The organism is Candidatus Eisenbacteria bacterium (assembly GCA_016235265.1).
Classification (GTDB): Bacteria; Eisenbacteria; RBG-16-71-46; order RBG-16-71-46; family JACRLI01; genus JACRLI01.
Map to the genome: position 1 here is coordinate 78,365 of JACRLI010000004.1, position 17,257 is coordinate 95,621.

General features: G+C 72.1%; 18 protein-coding genes. 10 read left to right on the forward strand and 8 right to left on the reverse strand.

Going from position 1 to position 17,257, the window contains the following annotated elements; translation table 11 throughout:
• Positions 1–24: 24 nt before the first annotated feature.
• The 8 genes from HZB25_02330 (at position 25) to HZB25_02365 (ending at position 7,584) form a co-directional block, all read left to right on the forward strand.
• On the forward strand, positions 25–408 hold the full coding sequence (locus HZB25_02330) for a prepilin-type N-terminal cleavage/methylation domain-containing protein (GenBank protein ID MBI5836059.1): 384 nt from the start codon (positions 25–27) through the stop codon (positions 406–408).
• Positions 409–651: 243 nt separating this feature from the next.
• Positions 652–1,035 (forward strand): type II secretion system protein, encoded by a 384-nt coding sequence (locus HZB25_02335; GenBank protein MBI5836060.1) that lies wholly within the window; start codon positions 652–654, stop codon positions 1,033–1,035.
• A gap of 16 nt (positions 1,036–1,051) precedes the next feature.
• Positions 1,052–2,902 (forward strand): DUF2723 domain-containing protein, encoded by a 1,851-nt coding sequence (locus HZB25_02340; protein ID MBI5836061.1) that lies wholly within the window; start codon positions 1,052–1,054, stop codon positions 2,900–2,902.
• Entirely contained in the window at positions 2,899–4,656 is a 1,758-nt protein-coding gene (gene pilM / locus HZB25_02345; protein MBI5836062.1) for a type IV pilus assembly protein PilM, read from the forward strand. The genes HZB25_02340 and pilM overlap by 4 nt, the downstream gene beginning before the upstream one ends.
• Positions 4,653–5,225 carry a type 4a pilus biogenesis protein PilO gene (gene pilO, locus HZB25_02350; GenBank protein ID MBI5836063.1) on the forward strand — a complete coding sequence of 191 codons (573 nt, stop codon included), beginning with the start codon at positions 4,653–4,655 and terminating at the stop codon, positions 5,223–5,225. The genes pilM and pilO overlap by 4 nt, the downstream gene beginning before the upstream one ends.
• Positions 5,225–5,719, forward strand: a complete 495-nt coding sequence (locus tag HZB25_02355) for a hypothetical protein (GenBank protein ID MBI5836064.1) — start codon at positions 5,225–5,227, stop codon at positions 5,717–5,719. Before pilO ends, HZB25_02355 begins: the two co-directional genes overlap by 1 nt.
• Complete coding sequence (locus HZB25_02360) at positions 5,716–7,032, forward strand: hypothetical protein (protein MBI5836065.1); 1,317 nt, start codon at positions 5,716–5,718, stop codon at positions 7,030–7,032. Before HZB25_02355 ends, HZB25_02360 begins: the two co-directional genes overlap by 4 nt.
• 144 nt (positions 7,033–7,176) lie before the next feature.
• Positions 7,177–7,584 carry a response regulator gene (locus HZB25_02365; GenBank protein ID MBI5836066.1) on the forward strand — a complete coding sequence of 136 codons (408 nt, stop codon included), beginning with the start codon at positions 7,177–7,179 and terminating at the stop codon, positions 7,582–7,584.
• A gap of 146 nt (positions 7,585–7,730) precedes the next feature.
• On the opposite strand, the gene HZB25_02370 is transcribed toward HZB25_02365, so the two are convergent.
• Both HZB25_02370 and HZB25_02375 read right to left on the reverse strand, forming a co-directional pair.
• The gene (locus HZB25_02370; protein ID MBI5836067.1) at positions 7,731–8,723 is read right to left on the reverse strand and encodes a hypothetical protein; all 993 of its coding nucleotides are present in this window, start codon (positions 8,721–8,723) and stop codon (positions 7,731–7,733) included.
• 10 nt (positions 8,724–8,733) lie between these two features.
• Positions 8,734–9,294: a bifunctional (p)ppGpp synthetase/guanosine-3',5'-bis(diphosphate) 3'-pyrophosphohydrolase gene (locus HZB25_02375; protein MBI5836068.1), complete on the reverse strand. Its 561-nt coding sequence runs from the start codon at positions 9,292–9,294 to the stop codon at positions 8,734–8,736.
• A 120-nt stretch (positions 9,295–9,414) separates the two neighbouring features.
• Between HZB25_02375 and HZB25_02380 the strand changes: the two genes are divergently transcribed.
• The gene (locus HZB25_02380) at positions 9,415–9,777 is read left to right on the forward strand and encodes a phage holin family protein (GenBank protein ID MBI5836069.1); all 363 of its coding nucleotides are present in this window, start codon (positions 9,415–9,417) and stop codon (positions 9,775–9,777) included.
• A gap of 82 nt (positions 9,778–9,859) precedes the next feature.
• On the opposite strand, the gene HZB25_02385 is transcribed toward HZB25_02380, so the two are convergent.
• Positions 9,860–10,342 (reverse strand): adenosine-specific kinase, encoded by a 483-nt coding sequence (locus tag HZB25_02385; protein ID MBI5836070.1) that lies wholly within the window; start codon positions 10,340–10,342, stop codon positions 9,860–9,862.
• 330 nt (positions 10,343–10,672) lie between these two features.
• Between HZB25_02385 and HZB25_02390 the strand changes: the two genes are divergently transcribed.
• Positions 10,673–11,647, forward strand: coding sequence for a ferrochelatase (locus HZB25_02390; protein MBI5836071.1), 975 nt, complete (start codon positions 10,673–10,675; stop codon positions 11,645–11,647).
• 90 nt (positions 11,648–11,737) lie between these two features.
• On the opposite strand, the gene hemN is transcribed toward HZB25_02390, so the two are convergent.
• From hemN to HZB25_02415, 5 genes are all read right to left on the reverse strand, one after another.
• Complete coding sequence (gene hemN, locus HZB25_02395; GenBank protein ID MBI5836072.1) at positions 11,738–13,132, reverse strand: oxygen-independent coproporphyrinogen III oxidase; 1,395 nt, start codon at positions 13,130–13,132, stop codon at positions 11,738–11,740.
• Positions 13,129–14,166 (reverse strand): uroporphyrinogen decarboxylase, encoded by a 1,038-nt coding sequence (gene hemE / locus HZB25_02400; GenBank protein MBI5836073.1) that lies wholly within the window; start codon positions 14,164–14,166, stop codon positions 13,129–13,131. The genes hemN and hemE overlap by 4 nt, the downstream gene beginning before the upstream one ends.
• A complete protein-coding gene (gene hemL, locus HZB25_02405; protein MBI5836074.1) occupies positions 14,163–15,464 on the reverse strand; it encodes a glutamate-1-semialdehyde 2,1-aminomutase in 1,302 nt (433 codons plus the stop codon). The genes hemE and hemL overlap by 4 nt, the downstream gene beginning before the upstream one ends.
• On the reverse strand, positions 15,464–16,432 hold the full coding sequence (gene hemB, locus HZB25_02410; protein MBI5836075.1) for a porphobilinogen synthase: 969 nt from the start codon (positions 16,430–16,432) through the stop codon (positions 15,464–15,466). Before hemB ends, hemL begins: the two co-directional genes overlap by 1 nt.
• 64 nt (positions 16,433–16,496) lie before the next feature.
• Positions 16,497–17,255 (reverse strand): uroporphyrinogen-III synthase, encoded by a 759-nt coding sequence (locus tag HZB25_02415; protein ID MBI5836076.1) that lies wholly within the window; start codon positions 17,253–17,255, stop codon positions 16,497–16,499.
• Positions 17,256–17,257 lie beyond the last annotated feature (2 nt).

Below are 17,257 nucleotides of genomic sequence, written 5' to 3' on the forward strand. Positions count from 1 at the left end.
CGCCCCCACAGGAGGAGAAGCGTCGTGAAGCACTCCCATGGAGAGCGTGGGTTCACGCTCATCGAGCTGGTCATCGTGATCGTGATCCTGGGCATCCTGGCCTCGATCGCGCTGCCCAAGTACGAGGACCTGGCCCTGCAGGCCCGCACCTCCACGCTGAAGGCCCAGGTCGGCACCATCCGCGCCGCGCTGGCCATCCAGTACGCGCGCAGCGCCAGCCTGGGGGGCGCGGTGGGCTACCCCGCGCTGACCGGGGCGGTGTTCAACGACGGGCAGGTTCCGGTGGAAGTGTTCACCGGCTCGCGCGCGGTGAAGAACACCGCCGGCCTGGACGACACGGGTGGCTGGCAGTACACGCAGGCCACCGGCCTGGTGAAGTGCAACCTGTACGCGTACTCGTCCTATTAGGCGCGCCGCGGCGCGTTTCGCCGGGATGACCGGGCGGGCAGGGGAAGTCATAAAGGTCGTCCCCGAAACGGCCGATAGGCCAAGCGTGGCGCAAGCATCCCGCCGCCCCTGGGACTGCTCCGGTCCCGGGGCGCGAACGCGGCGCCGCGATCCCGCCGTGAAACCGAGAACCAAGTGTCTTTCTTCCCGGCGCCGGGTGTCCCGCCCGGCGCGCAGCGCAGGCAACATCACAGGAGGCATTTCGTGAAGACTCTCCGCAGCCAGCGTGGTTTCACCTTGATCGAACTGGTCATCGTGATCGTGATCCTGGGCATCCTGGCCTCGGTGGCCCTGCCCAAGTACGAGGACATGCGCGAGAACGCCCGCTCCGCTGCCATCAAGGGCCAGCTGGGCGCGATCCGTGCCGCCGTGGCCATCCAGTACGCCAAGAGCTCGCTGACCAGCGGCAGCGCGACGTTCCCGGCGCTCGCGGGCACCATCTTCGCCGATGGCCAGATCCCCCTGGAGCCGGTCAACAACGTCCGCACCGTGAAGAGCACCGCGGGCGTGGACAACAGCGGCGGCTGGCAGTACACGCAGTCCACCGGCATGGTGAAGTGCAACCTGTACGCCTACTCGTCCTACTAGGAAGGGAGGCGGACCCTTGCGCGGCACCGTGACCGGCGCGGCCGACCCCGACGCCTCGCGCACCGGCTCGTCCGGGCGCGCGCGCCTCGAGGCGGCCGCGGTGGGCGTGGCCGCGGCATGCCTGTTTGCCGCGACCGCGTCCCGCGACCTGGCGGCGGGTGACGCGGGCGAACTGTTGCTGGCCGCCCGCAGCCTCGGCATCCCGCACCCTCCCGGCTACCCCCTGTGGGTGTGGCTGGCGGGGTTGTTCGGGCATGTGGCGCCCGGCCCGTTTGCCTGGCGGGTGGCGCTGCTCTCGGCGGTCTCGGCCGCCGTGGGGCTGGCGCTGCTGTACCGGCTGGCCGTCCGATCCGGCGCAGGACGCGCCGCCTCGGCGCTGGCGGTGACGGGGCTGGCGCTGACGCCGCTGTTCTGGTCCACGGCCGGTTCCGTGGAAGTGTACGCACTGGCGTTCGCGGTGAATGTGGCGGCGGCCTGGGCGCTGTGCGGGTACGCACGGCGCGGCGGCGCCCCAAGGCTGTTCGCGGCATCGGCCGCCTGCGGCCTGGCGCTGGTCGCGCACCAGTCGGCGGCGCTGCTGTTGCCGGTGGCGGCCGCGGGCATCCTGCCGCGCCTGCGCACCCAGCGCACCCGCTGGAAGCCGCTGCTCGGCGGGCTGGCCGCCGGGCTGAGCCCGTTCCTGTGGCTGCCCCTGCGCGCCGCGCAGCACCCGGCACTCAACTGGGGCAACGACGCGAGCCCCGGGCGCCTGTTCGCCAACCTGACGCGAGCCTGCTACGGCGGCCTCACGCAGAACACGCTGGAAGCCCCCCGGCTGGCCCGGGAGGCGGGGTTCTTCGCCTCGTTCCAGGCCTCGCAGTGGGGCCTGGTCGCGGCGGTGATGGCGCTGGCCGGCCTGGCCGTGTGGGCCGGCCGTTCGCGGCGCGCGGCGGCGCTGGCCGCGCTCGCGCTGATCGCGCTGCCGGCGGGACTCGCCCTGCTGCTGCGCTTCGAGCCGGACCCGGTGCACACATTCCAGGTCTCCCAGTTCCTGCTGCCGATGACGGCGGTGATGGCCCTGGGCCTCGCCCACGCCCTCGGTTTCGCGCTGCGCACCCCGCTGCGCGCGCCGGTTCTGGCGCTGGCGCTGGCGTGGCTCGCCGGTTCGGCGTTCCTCAACCGGCCGGCGACTGAACCCGCCGGCGGGACGCTGGCCCGCCGCTACGGACAGGACCTGCTGGCGGCCCTGCCGCCGGGTGCGACGTTGTTCGTGGAGGGCGACAACGAGACCTTCACGCTGGCGTGGCTGCAGAAGGGCGAAGGGCTGCGGCCCGACGTCCGCGTGATCCACCGCAGGGGTCACGTGTTCGAGGATCCCTACGGCCTCGCGGGCCTGCCGCGCCGCGAGTGGCCCGCGCGCCAGCGCGCCGTGGAGGCGCGGCTGATCGCCTCGGGCCCGGGGCCGTGGTTCTGCGCGGGCGAGATGCCCGTGCCGCCCGGATTCGCGAGCGTTCCGGAGGGCCTGGTGCGGCGCATCGTGCGCTCGCCCGCGCCGGCCCGCCCCGACCGCGTGCCCGGCCTGCCGGTCACCCTGGCGGAGGCGCGGCGCGGGGACTTCGTGACGCGCAAGGTCGCGGTCGCCTACCTGGAGGGCGCGGCCCGCAAGGCGCTTCAGACCGGCCCGATGGACCGCGCGGTGCATGCGTACCGGCAACTGGCCTACGTGGCCTACGACTTCCCCGAGGCGAGGTATGACCTCGGGCGCGTTCTTTCCATGGCCGGGCAGGCGGAAGCCGCCCGGGCCGAGATGCGTGCCGCGCTGCTGCTGGCCCCCAACGAGGGCTGGCTCCGCGCCGCGGCGCGCGAGATGGGAGTGCGTACCTCGTGAACCCGACGGCGCTGTCCCGGCTCACCCCGACGCTCCGCCGCCTCGCGGCCGCGGGGACCCGGCCGCTGGCCGTCCCCGGCCGGCGCCGCGCGCTGCGCGGCGAGGTGGTGGGCGTGGACCTCGGCGGCTCCTGCATCCGCCTGGCGCGGGTGCGCCGCGCGGGGAGCCGCCTCGAGCTGTTGTCGTTCGCGGAGATCCCGATCGCCCCGGCCCTGACCGACGAGTCGCCGCTGCGCCGCCCCGAGGTGGCCGCGGCCCTGCGCGAGGCGCTCCGCAGGCACGGCATGGCCGGCCGGCCTGCCGTGGCGCTGGTCAGCGGGCTGGACGTGGTGCTGCGCCGCACCACCATGCCCGACATGTCGCGCGCCGACCTGCTCTCGGCGCTGGCGCTGGAAGCCCACAAGTATGTCCCGTTCGCGGCCGAGCGCATCGCGCTGGACGTCGAGCGGCTGGGCCCCGCGGCCGAGCCCGGCCAGTCCGACCTGCTGGTCGCGGCGTGCGACCGGGTCCGCGTCGCGGACGCCCGCGCCCTGCTCACGAAGGCGGGTCTGAAGGTGCTGGCCATCACCACCCCGCCGCTGGCGTTCCGCAACGTGATGCGCCACACCCGGCTGGCCGAGGGCAACGACGTCACCGCGCTCTTCGACGTGGGCCGCCAGACCACCAACCTGTGCATCTTCAAGCACGACGAGTTGCGCTTCTCGCGCGAACTCTCCATGGGCAGCCAGGCGTTCACCGAGGCGCTGCGCACCATCATCGTGCCGGGACAGCCCACCGTGAAGCTCACCGACGAGGAGGCCGAGCGGCTGAAGCAGGAGCACGGCATCCCGATGGGCGAGGACGAGAAGAAGGTGGCCGGCGGGATCCCGCTGGCCCACGTGGCCATCATGCTGCGCCCCACGCTCGAGCGGCTGGTGCGAGAGATCTGGGGATCCTTCGACTACTGCAACGAGGAGTTCCTGGGGGAATCGGTGCAGCGCGTGTTCCTGACCGGGCGCGGCGCCCGGCTGCGCAACTTCGCGCCGTACCTCGAGTCCGTGCTCAAGGTGCCGGTGACGGTGCTGGACCTGGGCGCCGACGTGCTGGCCTCGGGCGCCCCGTCGGGCGTGGAGCCCGGCGCGCTGGGCTTCGCCCCGGTGCTGGCCCTGGAAGACCTCTCCGGCCTGAACCTGGTCCACGCCCTGGAGGGCCCCGAGCCCGCCGAGGGTGAAAAGGTCGCCGCGCTGTTCACGCTGCCGCGCATCGCCACCGCGGCCGTGCTGGCGCTCGCGGTGGACGGCTCGATGGTCCTGATGCAGCACGCCGAGGCCACCGGCCGGGTGCGCTCGCTGACCCAGGCCCGCGCCGCCGCGCAGACCCAGGAGCCCGGACTGCAGGCCCTGGAGGGCCGCATGCAGACGCTGCGCACCCACCAGGCGCTGCTGGCTTCGCTCTCCGGCGGCCGGCCCGACTGGGCGCTCCTGCTCAAGGACCTGTCGTTGCGCATCGGCCCCACGCTGCGCCTCTCCGAGGTGCGCCCCGAGGAGCAGAAGCCGGATCCCTCGGCCCCCGCCGGGACCACCGCCAGGCCACGCGTGGTCATGGAGGGCACGCTGATGCCCTCGGCGATGCGGCCCGAGGAGGACATCGCCACCACGCTGCGCGCACTCATGGCCTCGCCGTTCTTCCAGGACGTGCGGCTGGTGGAGTGCACCCCGGCCACCGATGGCCGCAGCCACGTGGTGATCGCGTGCGGCCTGAAGGGGGCGCCATGAACGAGCTCCTGAGGTTCCTGCCGCGGCGCACCCTGACCGCGCTCGCGATCGCCGGGCTGACCGTGGCCGGCGTGCACTTCGGCATCCTCGCGCCGCTGCAGCGGGCCACCGTGCGCCTCAACACCCAGGCCAACACGCTGGCCGCGGACGTGGCCCAGGTGTCGCAGTCCTCGCGCGAGCTCACCGAGTGGCTGAGGCAGCATCGCGGCACCCCGGAGGCCGATCCGCGCGCGCTCGATTCGATGTCCCCGGAGCTGGCGGTCCCGGCGCTGCTGCAGCGGATCTCCGAGTTGGGGGCGCGGCACGACGTGCATGTGACCGGCATCCGACCGGAGGCCCCCGACGCGCCCATCTCGGTGGACGTGGGGGACGGCGCGGCCCGCACCTACGTGCGCGTGCCGGTGCACCTGGTGGCCAGCGCCCGCTACCGCAGCCTGGGCGCGTTCCTCGAGGACCTGCAGGGCCAGGGCGGACTGGCGCTGGTGCGCACGGTGCACCTGACGCTCTCCGAGGTGCGCGGGATGGTGACCGTGGAGCTGTGGATTGACGCCTATGGGAGAGTCTCCTGATGGCCGCGAAGCCGAAGATGACGCGGAGCGCCTACGTGCTCCTGGCGCTGCTGGCGCTGGTCCTGGCGTGGACGCAGGCCATGGACCGCAAGGTGAAGGCCATGCGCGCGCGCGCGGCGGCCACTGCCACCGCCGCCCCGGCGAATCCCGCGTCCGCCGTGACGGTGGCCGTCGCGCCGGCCCAGGCCGATGTCGCGGTGGTGCGCGTGGCGCCCTGGGGCGAGGACCCGTTCTGGAAGTCCGAGGCGGCCGCCCGTTCCGGCGGGCCCGCACAGCGGCACCAGCCGTGGAAGCCCAGCGGCCGGGGCCTCAAGCTCAACGGCATCCTGTGGGGTGGCTCCGAGGCGGCGTCCTCGGCGCAGATCTGTGACGAAGTGGTCCGGGTGGGCGACAAAGCCTACCGCTGGACCATCCTCCGCATTACGCAAAACTCGGTGACCCTTACGGACCGGGGCGCCGTGATCACACTCAAACTTCACGAGGACGAGCCATGAGACGGACATCCTGGCTGGGCTTCGCCCTTGCGGCGGCGGTGATGATAGTCGCCGCGGGTGCGGGCGCGGAGGAACCGCGCTTCACGGTGGATTACAAGAGCGCCCGCGTCGAGGACGTGCTCCGGGCCCTGACGGCGCAGGCCGGCCTGGGCCTGGTGTGCTCGTCGGCGCCCGCGGGCAGCGTCACGCTGCACCTCAAGGACGTGACCTTCGAAGAGGCCATGGGACACCTGGCCGACGCGACCGGGATCGCCTACGCGCGGGCCGGCAGCGTCGTCACCGTGAACCCGGTGTCGGTGGAGACCCGCTCGTTCCCGCTGAAGTACGTGAACGCGTCGGCGGCCAGGGAACTGGTGACCCGGCTGCTCGGCCCGCAGGGCTCGGTGGACGTGTTCACCGGCTCCACCAAGGACGATCTCGGCAAGACCGTGGCGCTGAGCCCCGCGAACGCGCTGCTGGTGCGCGACAACGCCCCGCGCCTCCTGGAGATCGGGAAGATGCTGGCGCTGATCGACCGCAAGCCGCGCCAGGTCACCATCGAGGCGCGCCTGGTGGAGGTGACCCTCAACGACGACGAGAAGTTCGGGATCGACTGGCAGGTGGCCGCGCACGTGAGCGGCGCCGCCATGCCCACCACCTTCCCGTTCGAGAAGAATGCCGCGGGCGGCAGCTTCACGCCGACGCCCAACACCAGCTCGGGAACCTCCGGGGGCGCGCCCCCGTTCCCGCCGGGCGAGGCATTCCCGTACGCCGACAAGGGCGACTTCACCTTCGGGCGGCTGTCCACGTCGGAGTTCAGGGTGGCGCTCGACTTCCTGAGCAGCCGCGGCAACACCAACCTCGTGAGCACGCCCAAGATCACCACCGTGGAGAACAAGGTCGCCACCATCCTGGTCGGCAGCGTGGTGCCCATCGCCATCTACCAGAACTCGCTCCAGACCGGGGTGCTGCAGCTGGCCGGCTACGACGAGAAGCAGATCGGCATCAAGCTCTCGGTCAGCCCGAGGGTGTGCGCCGAGGGCACCATCCTGATGACGGTGCATCCCGAGGTGAGCGAGATCACCGAGTACCGCGGGCAGTTCAACGAACGGCCGGTGACCAGCACCCGCGAGGCCAGCACCGAGGTCATGGTCAAGGACGGCGAGACCCTGGTGATCGGCGGCCTGGTGCGCGAGCTGGTGACGCGCACCACCACCAAGGTGCCCCTGCTGGGCGACATCCCGCTCCTGGGCGAGCTGTTCAAGCACCGGCACAATACGAAGCAGAAGGTGGACCTGGTGGTGTTCATCACCCCGCACCTGCTGCCGGAATAGGCGAGACGGGGCGCCTCCGGCTGCGGCCCAGGGGGTTCCGGACGACCCGATGACGGACTCAAGATTCCCCGCGTCCTGCCGATAACCGCGAAAGAGCCGCGGACCGGGACCGGCCCGGGGCGAGCACCGAAAGGGAGACCCTTCATGGAAGGCAAGGCCAGCGGTCGCATCCTCGTGGTGGACGACGAGGAGGACCTGGGACGGATCCTCAAGTTCGCCCTGATGGCGGCGGGCCACGAAGTCATCCTGGCGATGGATGGCGCCGAGGGGCTGCGCATGGCCCGCGAGGATGACCCGGACCTGATCCTGCTCGACCTGATGCTGCCCAAGATCGACGGCTACAAGGTCTGCCGCATGCTCAAGTTCGACGAGCGCTACAAGCAGATCCCGATCGTGATCCTGAGCGCACGCACCCAGGAGGTGGACAAGCAGATGGCGCGCGAGACCGGCGCCGACCTGTTCATCACCAAGCCGTACAACCTGAACGAGATCCTGGCGACCATCCAACAGTTGCTGCAGACGTCGCCGAGCTACCTGAAGAAGGCCAGCTAGGGCAAGCCAGGGAACGGCGAACCTGGGCGCGTGGGACGCGCCTTGAAACGGAGCCCCCCCGCGATGGAACGCGGGGGGGCGTCCTCTTTCCCGGGGCCGGGGCAATCCCTGAAACCCGCCGATCGCGCCGGGCCGGCCCTTCGCGCCTACTTCCGCTTCGGCGCGGGCGCGGGGCTGACCACGTCCACCACCACCGACCGGCCGCGCCAGACCCTCGCGTAATTGCCGTACTCCAGCGAATCCGCCGGCCAGCCGTTCCCGTGGAAGGTGCAGTTGCCGTAGACGTACGCCAGGTCCCCGGCCCCGGAGGCGTGGGAGCGCAGCGGCATCCAGGTCCATGTGCCCGGCTTCGCGGTGACGGCGGCGTGCGCGCCCGGCGGGCCGCTGAGCGGGGGCAGCTCCTCGCGCAGGAACACTGCGTCGCGCGCCAGGAAGCTGGCGTACGCGCCCGACGCGCCGCTGGCCACGCAGGCCTTCGAGAACTCGCCCTCCATCTCCATGCACTTCGCCGCGGCGGCAGAGGCGGTTTCCGGAGAGCCCGCAACCGCAGCCGTCTCCCCCGTGGGCGCGGTGGTGCTTTCCACCGGTGCCGCGGGCCTGGGCCCGGACACGCCGATGTCGAGCATCGCCCGCCACGTGCCGTCCTTCTGCACCGCCCACACCGTGAAGTAGGTTCCGTACCCCGCCGAGTCCGCCGGGGATTTCGCGGTGGGCCGCGCCTCCCACGGGCCGGTGGTGTAGCCCATCTCGCCGGAGCCCGCGATCCCCGCGACGCGCGGGCGCCACTTGAGCAGGCCCGGCTGCTTCGGGCGCTCCTTCAGCACCTGCCTCGCGTAGACCGCGCCGGGCCGGAAGAAGACGCCGCTGTCGGCCATGAATTCCATGAACGCGTCGCGGGTGCCCTTCGTGGCCGCGGCATCGCAGAACGCGAGCTCCGAGTCCACGAGGGGCTTCACCGACACCATCTGCGCCGACGAGGCCGCCGACGAGGCCGCAAGACGCGGGGCGCCGGTCGCGCCCATGGCCACGAGGCCGAGGGCCCCCAGTGCACGGGCGGCCCACACGCGCGCTCGCCGGCCCGCGCCCATGTTCGTGCGCCGGGCCGCGCCCGGACCTGCCAGCGGCTCGCTCCGATTCATGCTCTCCTCCTCACTCGTCCAGTCCCAGCGTGCGGCGCCCCTCTCGCAGGGCCTCGTCGTAGCACGCTTCCAGGGCGGCGTTGACGCCGCGGCATCCGGCCACCACCTGCTCGGTCCACAGCAGGTACTCCCGGCGGCGTTCCAGGTTCCAGCTGGCCGGCGGCGCGTGGGCCACGTCGCGCACGTTGCAGATCTTGTCGGCGAGCTTGACCTGCTTGGCGCGGTCCGAGGCCACCGCGGCGTGCTGGATCTGCGCCTGCTTGCGGGCCGCGCGCGGCAGCGTCTTGTCGTCGGTCATCTCCTCCACCAGCAGCCGCACCTCGAGCCCGAAGCGGTCCTCGATCTCCTGCGCGGTGGTCTGGGTGTCCTCCAGCGTGTCGTGCAGCACCGCCGCCGCGAGCGTGACCATGTCGCGGACCCCGCCCACGGTGACCAGCACCCCGGCCACCGCGATGGGATGGTTGATGTAGGGCGCGGCGTTGGTGTCCTTGCGCCGCTGGTCACGGTGCCGGTCGGCGGAGAACTCGAGGGCCCGGAACACCAGGTCCAGGCCGGGCAGGGGTTCGCTCATGCTAAGATCCCGGTCGTCCGTGCACGCGCGCCCCGCACGGGGCGTGGCGGTCCCTGGCCCGGAGGTCCCCCGACCGCCGGCCACAGGCCCGCCGGTTTCCGGCAAGCCCTGGAGGTGGTCGTGGTTGCGCTCCTGACCCGATGGATCGTGCTGACGGTGGCGGTGCTGCTCTCCGGCACCATCATCAAGGGCATCACCGTGGAGAGCCCGCTCAAGGCGTTCCTCGCGGCGGTGGTGCTGAGCCTGCTCAACGCCATCCTGCGCCCGGTCCTCATCTTCCTCACCCTGCCCATCAACATCCTTACGCTGGGCCTGTTCATCCTGGTGATCAACGCCTTCCTGCTGTGGCTCACCTCGGTGATCCTGCGCGGCGGGCTGGTGATCCACGGCATCGTACCGGCGATCCTGGGCGCGCTGTTCATCTCGGTGGTCAGCGGCCTGCTGAACTGGCTGGTGCGCTCCGGGGAGAAGAAACGGCCATGACGGGCGCGCCTGGTGCGGACGCCTCCCCCCCGCCGGCCCATCGCCCCGCGCCGGCGCGCGGGCGCAACAGCCGGGCGCGCGCCTAGCGCTTGTAGCCGATCTTGCGCAGGAAGTCCTTCCGCCACACCACGCCCGCCGCGTCTTCGACGCCCAGCGGCGGCTGCCCGTCCACCACGCCCACCACGCCGCGCCCCGACGCGGTGGCCGCCACCAGGATCTCGGTGGGATTGGCCGTGGCGCAGTGCACCGTGCACACCTCCGCGCACTGCTTGACCGCGTTGAGCACGTTGATGGGGAACGCCTGCCGGAGCAGGATCACGAAGGTATGCCCCGCGCCGATGCGCCGCGCGTTGTCCGCGGCCGCGGCGCGCAGCTCGTCGTCGTTGCCCTCGGAGCGGACCAGCCGCGCCCCGGACGCCTCGCTGAAGGCGATCCCGTAGCGCCCGCCCGGCAGCGTGGTGGCACAGATCTCGTAGAGGTCCTCCACCGTCTTGATGAAGTGGGCGTGACCCACGATGACATTGGTGTCCGGCGGGAACTGGATCGGCACGGCTTCGAGTTGCATGCATTCCTCCCCGGCGCGTGGCCGCGGGCCCGGGTGCGACGCGCCTCCCGCCTTTGTACCACATCCTGCGCGGGCGTGGCGAGTCTGCCCGGGACTCGCGCGGAGGATTCGGCGGCCCTGCGCGCCGTGGCGTGCCGGCCCGGGACTCGCGCGGAGGCCTCGGCGGCCCTGCACGGCGTGACGCGCCGGTCCGGGCGCGGTCCCTTTTCACCCCGCCCGCATCCTAGGTTGGGTGCGGGCGGTTGCGTGCCCCCCAACCGTTCCCCATACTCCCGCTGGAAGCTCGGAATCCCGGGACCTGGTCCCATACCCTACTCGGAGAACGCCCCGATGAATTCCCGCTGCGTGCTGCTGCTCACCTACGGCGAGCCCCCCACGCCCGCTTTCGGCGACCAACTGAAGTACTCCTGGCGCATCCTGCTGGGCCTCACCCGCTCGGTGGCGCAGATCCCCAAGCCGGTGCTGCCGATCATCGCGCTCAAGCGAGGAATGGCGCGCAACAGGATGTGGACGGAGGAGAAGTACGGCTCGCCCCTGGAGCAGATCACCGAGCAGCAGGCCGGGCGGGTGCGCGCCGAGCTGGAACGGCTGGACCCGGCCACGAGCTGGGACGTGCGGCCGGCCTACGAGTTCCGCGATCCGCTGCTGGTGGACGCCATCCGCGCCGTGCCCGCCGGGATGCCGGTGGACGTGGTGCCGATGTACGTGACCTGCTCGGCGTTCACCCACGATCTCTCGCGGCAGCTCCTGCGGGGACTCCCGCCGGCTGCCCTGGGCAATCGCACCGTGGAGGTGATGCCGCCGCTCGGCGAGCCGCGACTCGCGGGCGTGCTGGTGGACCACCTGCTGTCCGAGCTGCAGCGCGAGAACTTTCGCCCCGGCGCGGACTGCGCCCTGGTCCTCGCCGCGCACGGCACCCTCATGAGCCCCCCGCGCCCCTACGAGACCGGCCGGGTGGCCACCGAACGCCTTTATGGCCTGGTGCGCGATGCGCTGAAGGGACACTTCGGCAGGATCCAGAACTGCTGGCTCAACCACGTCTACGGAGGAGAATGGACCCGCCCCGCGGCCGACGAAGCCCTGGCCGACCTGGCGAAGGAGGGCTTCAAGCGGGTGGTGTACTACCCCTACGGCTTCCTGGCCGACAACGCCGAGAGCCAGCTCGAAGGCACCCAGGTCCTGCGAACCCAGACCGCCATGCAGACGCACCACGTGGCCTGCCTCAACGAGAACGCGGCGCTGGCGAAGCTGGTCGCGAGGCAGGTGGCCGGAAGGGTTCCGCTGAGGGCGAAGCGCGGGAGCTGAGCCGCAGCCAGGCGGAGCAGGATGCGGAGCCGAGCGTGCCGCGTGGGCTTTACCTGCCCGGCCCGCTCGGAAGCGCGCGCCGCGACGAAGCTAAACCGTCCGCGAATACACCGGCTTGTCCGGCGTGACGTCCCTCAGGTACCGGTCGAAGTGCATCGCCACCAGCCGCACGAACAACCGGCCTTCCTCGGTGCACTCCAGCACCCCCGGCTCCACCCGCACCAGCCCGTCCTCCCCCGGCCCGCGCTTCAGCGCCTCCAGTTCCCTGGCGAACGTCTCCCCGAAGCGGATGCCCCAGTGCTCTTCCAGTCGGGGGATGTCCACCCGGAAGTTGCACATGATCTGCATGATCACGTCGCGCCGCAGGGCGTCGTCGCCCACCATGGCGTAGCCGCGGTCCACCGGCGGCAGCCCCTTGTCCACGTTGCCGTAGTAGAAGGGCAGCTTCTTGGTGTTCTGCGCGAACGCGCCGCGCACGTCCCCGATGGACGACACGCCGAGACCCACCTGGTCCACCGCGGGCATGACCGTGTAGCCCATGAAGTTCCGGTACAGGCGGCCCTCCTTCCGGGCCATCGCCAGCTCGTCGGTGACCACGGCGAAGTGATCCATGCCCACCTGCACGTAGTCCGAGGACAGGAAACTGTCGATGGCGGTGGCGAACAACTCGAACTTCACGTCGCGTGCGGGCAGGCCGGCGGGGTCGATGCCCTTCTGGTTGTGCTTGATCCAGGGCACGTAGGCGTAGGAGTAGCAGGCCACCCGGTCGGGCCGCAGCCCGGCCACCTGCTCCACGGTGTGCCGGAACGAATCGGGTGTCTGGTGCGGCAGGCCGTAGATCAGGTCCAGGTTGATGGAACTGAACCCGGCCTCGCGGCACCGATGGAACAGGTCGCGCGTCATCTCGAAGGGCTGGATGCGGTTGACCGCCTCCTGCACCTGCGGGTCGAAGTCCTGCACGCCCATCGAAATCCGGTTCCAACCCAGCCGCCTCAGCAGCTCGACCTGCTCCTGGGTGGTGACGCGCGGGTCCACCTCGATGGCGATCTCGGCGTCGGGCGTGAACTCGAACTCCTCGCGCACGACCGCGTGGAGCTTCTCCATCTGGTCGGGCGTGAGATACGTGGGAGTGCCGCCGCCCCAGTGGTACTGGTTCACCTTGCGGCGCTTCCCGAGCAGCTTCGCGGTGAGGCGGATCTCGCGATGCAGGCTCTCGAGGTAGCGCGTGGACACCTCGGGCTTGCGGGTGATGATGACGTTGCAGCCGCAGAAGTAGCAGCGCTCCTCGCAGAACGGCAGGTGGATGTACATCGAGATGGGCTGGTCCACCAGCTCGGAGGCCTGCTGCAGGCGCTCCACGTACATTTCGGCGGTGAAGCCCTCGTGGAACTCCACGGCCGTGGGGTAGGAAGTGTACCGGGGACCGGGTCGGTCGAAGCGGGCCAGGCGCTCCGCGGTGACGCGCACCGAGGATGAGCCGCTCAAGGTTGGTTCCTCCATTCGCGCACGGCGTCCACCAGCGCCTGCACCACGGCAGGGTCCGTGCCGGGCAGGATGCCGTGCCCCAGGTTCATGATATGCCCCGGCCGCCCGCCGTTGGAAGCCAGGATGGCCTTCGCGCGGCGCACCACCTCCGCGACGGGACCCAGCAGCGCGGCCGGGTCCAGGTTGCCCTGCACCGCGAGCTTCGGCCCGAGCACGTCTCGGGAGGTCCCCAGGTCGGCGCGGTAATCCAGTCCCACCACGTTCACCGGCAGCCGGCCGATCCGCTTCAGGGCGCCACACGTGCCCTGGGAGTAGTAAATGCGCGGCACGTCGCCCTTCACGCCGGCGAGCACCTCCTCCACCGGTCGGGCGGCGAACCGGTCGAACTCCTCGGGGCCCAGCAGGCCGGCGTGGGTGTCGAACAGCATGATGGCGTCGGCGCCGGCCTCGACCTGCGCCTGCAGGTACTCGGTGGTGGCCTGCGCCACCTTGCGCAGCAGGTCGGCGGCGCACGCGGGGTCCCTGAAGAGCAGCGACTTGATGCGCTCGAAGTTCCGCGAGCCCCCGCCCTCCACCATGTAGGTGGCCACGGTGAACGGCGCGCCCGCGAACCCGATCAGGGGCGCGCGGCCCTTCAGCCGCTCCCGGGCCTCGCGCACCGCCAGCGGCACGAACGTGGTGGCCTCGCGCACCCCCGCCACGGTGAGGCCGGCCACGGCCGCGGGGCCGTCCACGCGGGTGCGGAACACCGGGCCGGGGTTGAACTCCACGTCCACTCCCATGGCCTGCGCCACCACCAGGATGTCGCTGAAGATGATCGCCGCGTCCAGGCCGAAGCGGTCAATGGGCTGCAGCGTGGCCTCGGCGGCCAGCGCCGGGGTGCGGCAGATCTCCATGAAGTCGTGCTTCTCGCGCAGCGCGCGGTACTCGGGCAGGTAGCGCCCGGCCTGGCGCATGATCCACAGCGGAGTGCGATCCGCGGGCTCGCAGCGGCAGGTCTTCAGGAACAGCGGCGTCTCGAGCGCGGTCTTCACGCGATCCCCCTCGCTTCCACCAGCGCCTCCGAGGCGGCGCGCAACGTGGCTTCGATTTCGTGGTCCGTGTGGGCGGCGGACAGGAACGCCGCCTCGAACGGCGAGGGCGGCAGGTACACGCCCCGCCTCAGCATCGCCGCGTGGAACGCGGCGAACTTCTTCCGGTCGGCGCGGCCCACCGAGCCCAGGTCGTCCACCGGCCCGGGTGCGAAGAACAGGGTGAACATGGAGCCCACCTGGTTCACGGTGACCTCCACCCCGGCCCGGGTCGCGGCCTCGCGCAGCCCGGCCGCCAGCCTGGCGGCCTGCGCCTCGGCCTTCTCGCACACCGGCTCGTGCTCCACCCGGGCCAGCGTGGCCAGCCCCGCGGCCACCGCCACCGGGTTGCCGGAGTTGGTGCCCGCCTGGTACACCGGTCCGCTGGGTGAGACGCGGTCCATCAGGTCCGCGCGCCCGCCGTAGGCGCCGATGGGCAGCCCGCCGCCGATCACCTTGCCCAGCAGCGTGAGGTCGGGGCGGATGTGGTAGCGGCCCTGCGCGCCGCCCTTCGCGACGCGGAAGCCGGTCATCACCTCGTCAAACACCAGCACCGCGCCCTCGCGGGTGCAGGCCTCGCGCAGGCCCTCCAGGAACCCGGGCCGCGGCGGGAGCACGCCGTAGTTGCCCACCACCGGCTCCACGAACACCGCGGCCACCTGCCCGGGGTGCGCGCGGAACACCGCGTTCACCGAGTCCAGGTCGTTGTAGCGCGCGATGCGCGTCATGGCCGCCAGGGCGGCCGGCACGCCCGGCGAGTCGGGCACGTCCAGCGTGGCGGCGCCGCTGCCGGCGCGCACCAGGAACGAATCGCCGTGGCCGTGATAGCAGCCGTCGAACTTGAGGAACAGGTCGCGCCCGGTGGCCGCGCGGGCCAGCCGCAGCGCGCTCATGGCGGCCTCGGTGCCGGAGTTCACCAGCCGCACCCGCTCCAGCGAGGGCAGCAGGCGCAGCAGCGTCTCCGCCAGCGTCACCTCGGCCTCCGTGGAGGCGCCGAACACGATGCCGCGCGCGGCCTGCTCGGCCACGGCCCGCACCACGGAAGGGTCGCCGTGCCCCAGCAGCATGGGGCCCCACGCCAGCACGTAGTCCACGTAGCGGTGGCCGTCGGCGTCGAAGAGGTACGGGCCCTCGGCGTGGTCCATGAAGCGGGGCGTGCCGCCGACGGCGCGGAACGCGCGCACCGGGGAGTTCACCCCGCCGGGCATCAGCGCCCCGGCGCGGCGGAACAGCTCCTCGCTGCGGGGGATGGAGTCCTGCATCACAGCTTCTCCGCCAGCTCGATGGCGTGGTAGGTGAGGATGATGTCCGCGCCGGCGCGGCGGATGGCGGTGAGGACCTCCAGCGCCACCCGCTCGGCGTCGATCCAGCCGCGCTCCCCCGCCGCCTTGATCATGGAGTACTCGCCGGAGACGTTGTAGGCGGCCACCGGCACGCGGAACTCGTTCTTCACCCGCCAGATGATGTCCAGGTAGGCCAGCGCGGGCTTGACCATCACCGCGTCCGCGCCCTCCTCCAGGTCCAGGGCCACCTCGCTCAGCGCCTCGTCGGCGTTGGGCGGGTCCATCTGGTAGCCGCGGCGGTCGCCGGACTGCGGCGTGCTCTCCGCCGCCTCGCGGAACGGGCCGTAGAAGCCCGAGGCGTACTTGGCGGCGTAGGAGACGATGGGGGTGAGCTCGTGCCCGGCCTCGTCCAGCGCGGCGCGGATGGCGCCAATGCGGCCGTCCATCATGTCGGAGGGCGCGATGACGTCCGCGCCGGCGTTCGCGTAGGCCACCGAGGCCTTCGCCAGCAGCGGCAGCGTGGCATCGTTGTCCACGTAGCCGTCCTTGAGGATGCCGCAGTGGCCGTGGCTGGTGTACTCGCACATGCAGACGTCGGTCCACACGATGAGCTGCGGCAGCTCGGCCTTCAGCGCGCGCACCGTCTGCGGCACGATGCCGTCGGCGGCGTAGCCCGCGGAGCCCACCGGGTCCTTCTTCTCGGGAATGCCGAAGAGGATCACCGAGCCCACCCCGCGCTTCACCGCCAGCGCGGCGGTGTCCAGCAGCCGGTCAATGGACTGCTGGTAGCAGCCGGGCATGGAACCCACGGGGTGCTCCACGTTCTCGCCCGGGCATGCGAACAGCGGCAGCACCAGCTGGCTTGGCGAAAGACGGGCCTCGCGCACCATGGCCCGCAGCTCGGGCGTGCGTCGGAAGCGCCTCATCCGGGTGATCGGAAAGCTCATCGTCCCCTCCCTGCACGCGCGCGGCGTGCGTGACGCTCAAGTTCCGCAGGCGGACCCGTCCGCCCTACTCTTCGCCCAACACCTTTGCCAGCGCGGCGGCCACACCGGCCCTGCCGGGGTCTGCCGCCCGCTCCACCCGCACCGCGCCCGCGGCGCGCAGCGCCGTCTCGGTGGTGCGGCCCGGAGCCACCGCCGGCAGCGCGGCCAGCGCCTTCCATCCACCCGGCCCCAGCGCGGCGCGAAGCGCCTCCACGCCGGAGGGCGAGGTGAACACCGCCGCCGCGACCCACCGCCGATCCAGGGCGGCGCGCAGCTGCTCCACGTCCGGCACCGCGTCCACGGTGCGGTAGACCTCCAGTTCGCGCACCTGGACGCCGGCCGCGCGCAGCGCATCCGGCAGCGTGCCCAGGGAGAGGTTGCCGCGCGGGAACAGCACCCGCGCCCCGGGCGCAAGGGTACGCAGCAGGTGCGCGGCCAGCGCCGCCGCACCCTGCGCCTCGCCCTGGGGCGGCACGTCCACGTCCAGGCCCGCCTCGCGCAGCGGCCGGGCGGTGGCACTGCCCACGGCGGCCAGCCGCACCCGCGGCGCGGGGCGCATCGCGCCCAGCACCGCGGCCACGGCCTCGGCCGCCCGCGCGCTGGTCACCGCCACCGCGTCCGGCGCCGGCCCGGCGCGCAGCGCCTCCGCCAGCGCATCGCTGTCGGCGCCCGGCTCGAAGCGGATCGCGGGCACCACCAGCGCGGCACAGCCCGCCGCGGCGAGGACCACCTCCTCCGGGCCACCCGCCTCCGGCGGGCGCGGGAACAGCACCAGCCGGCTCATAT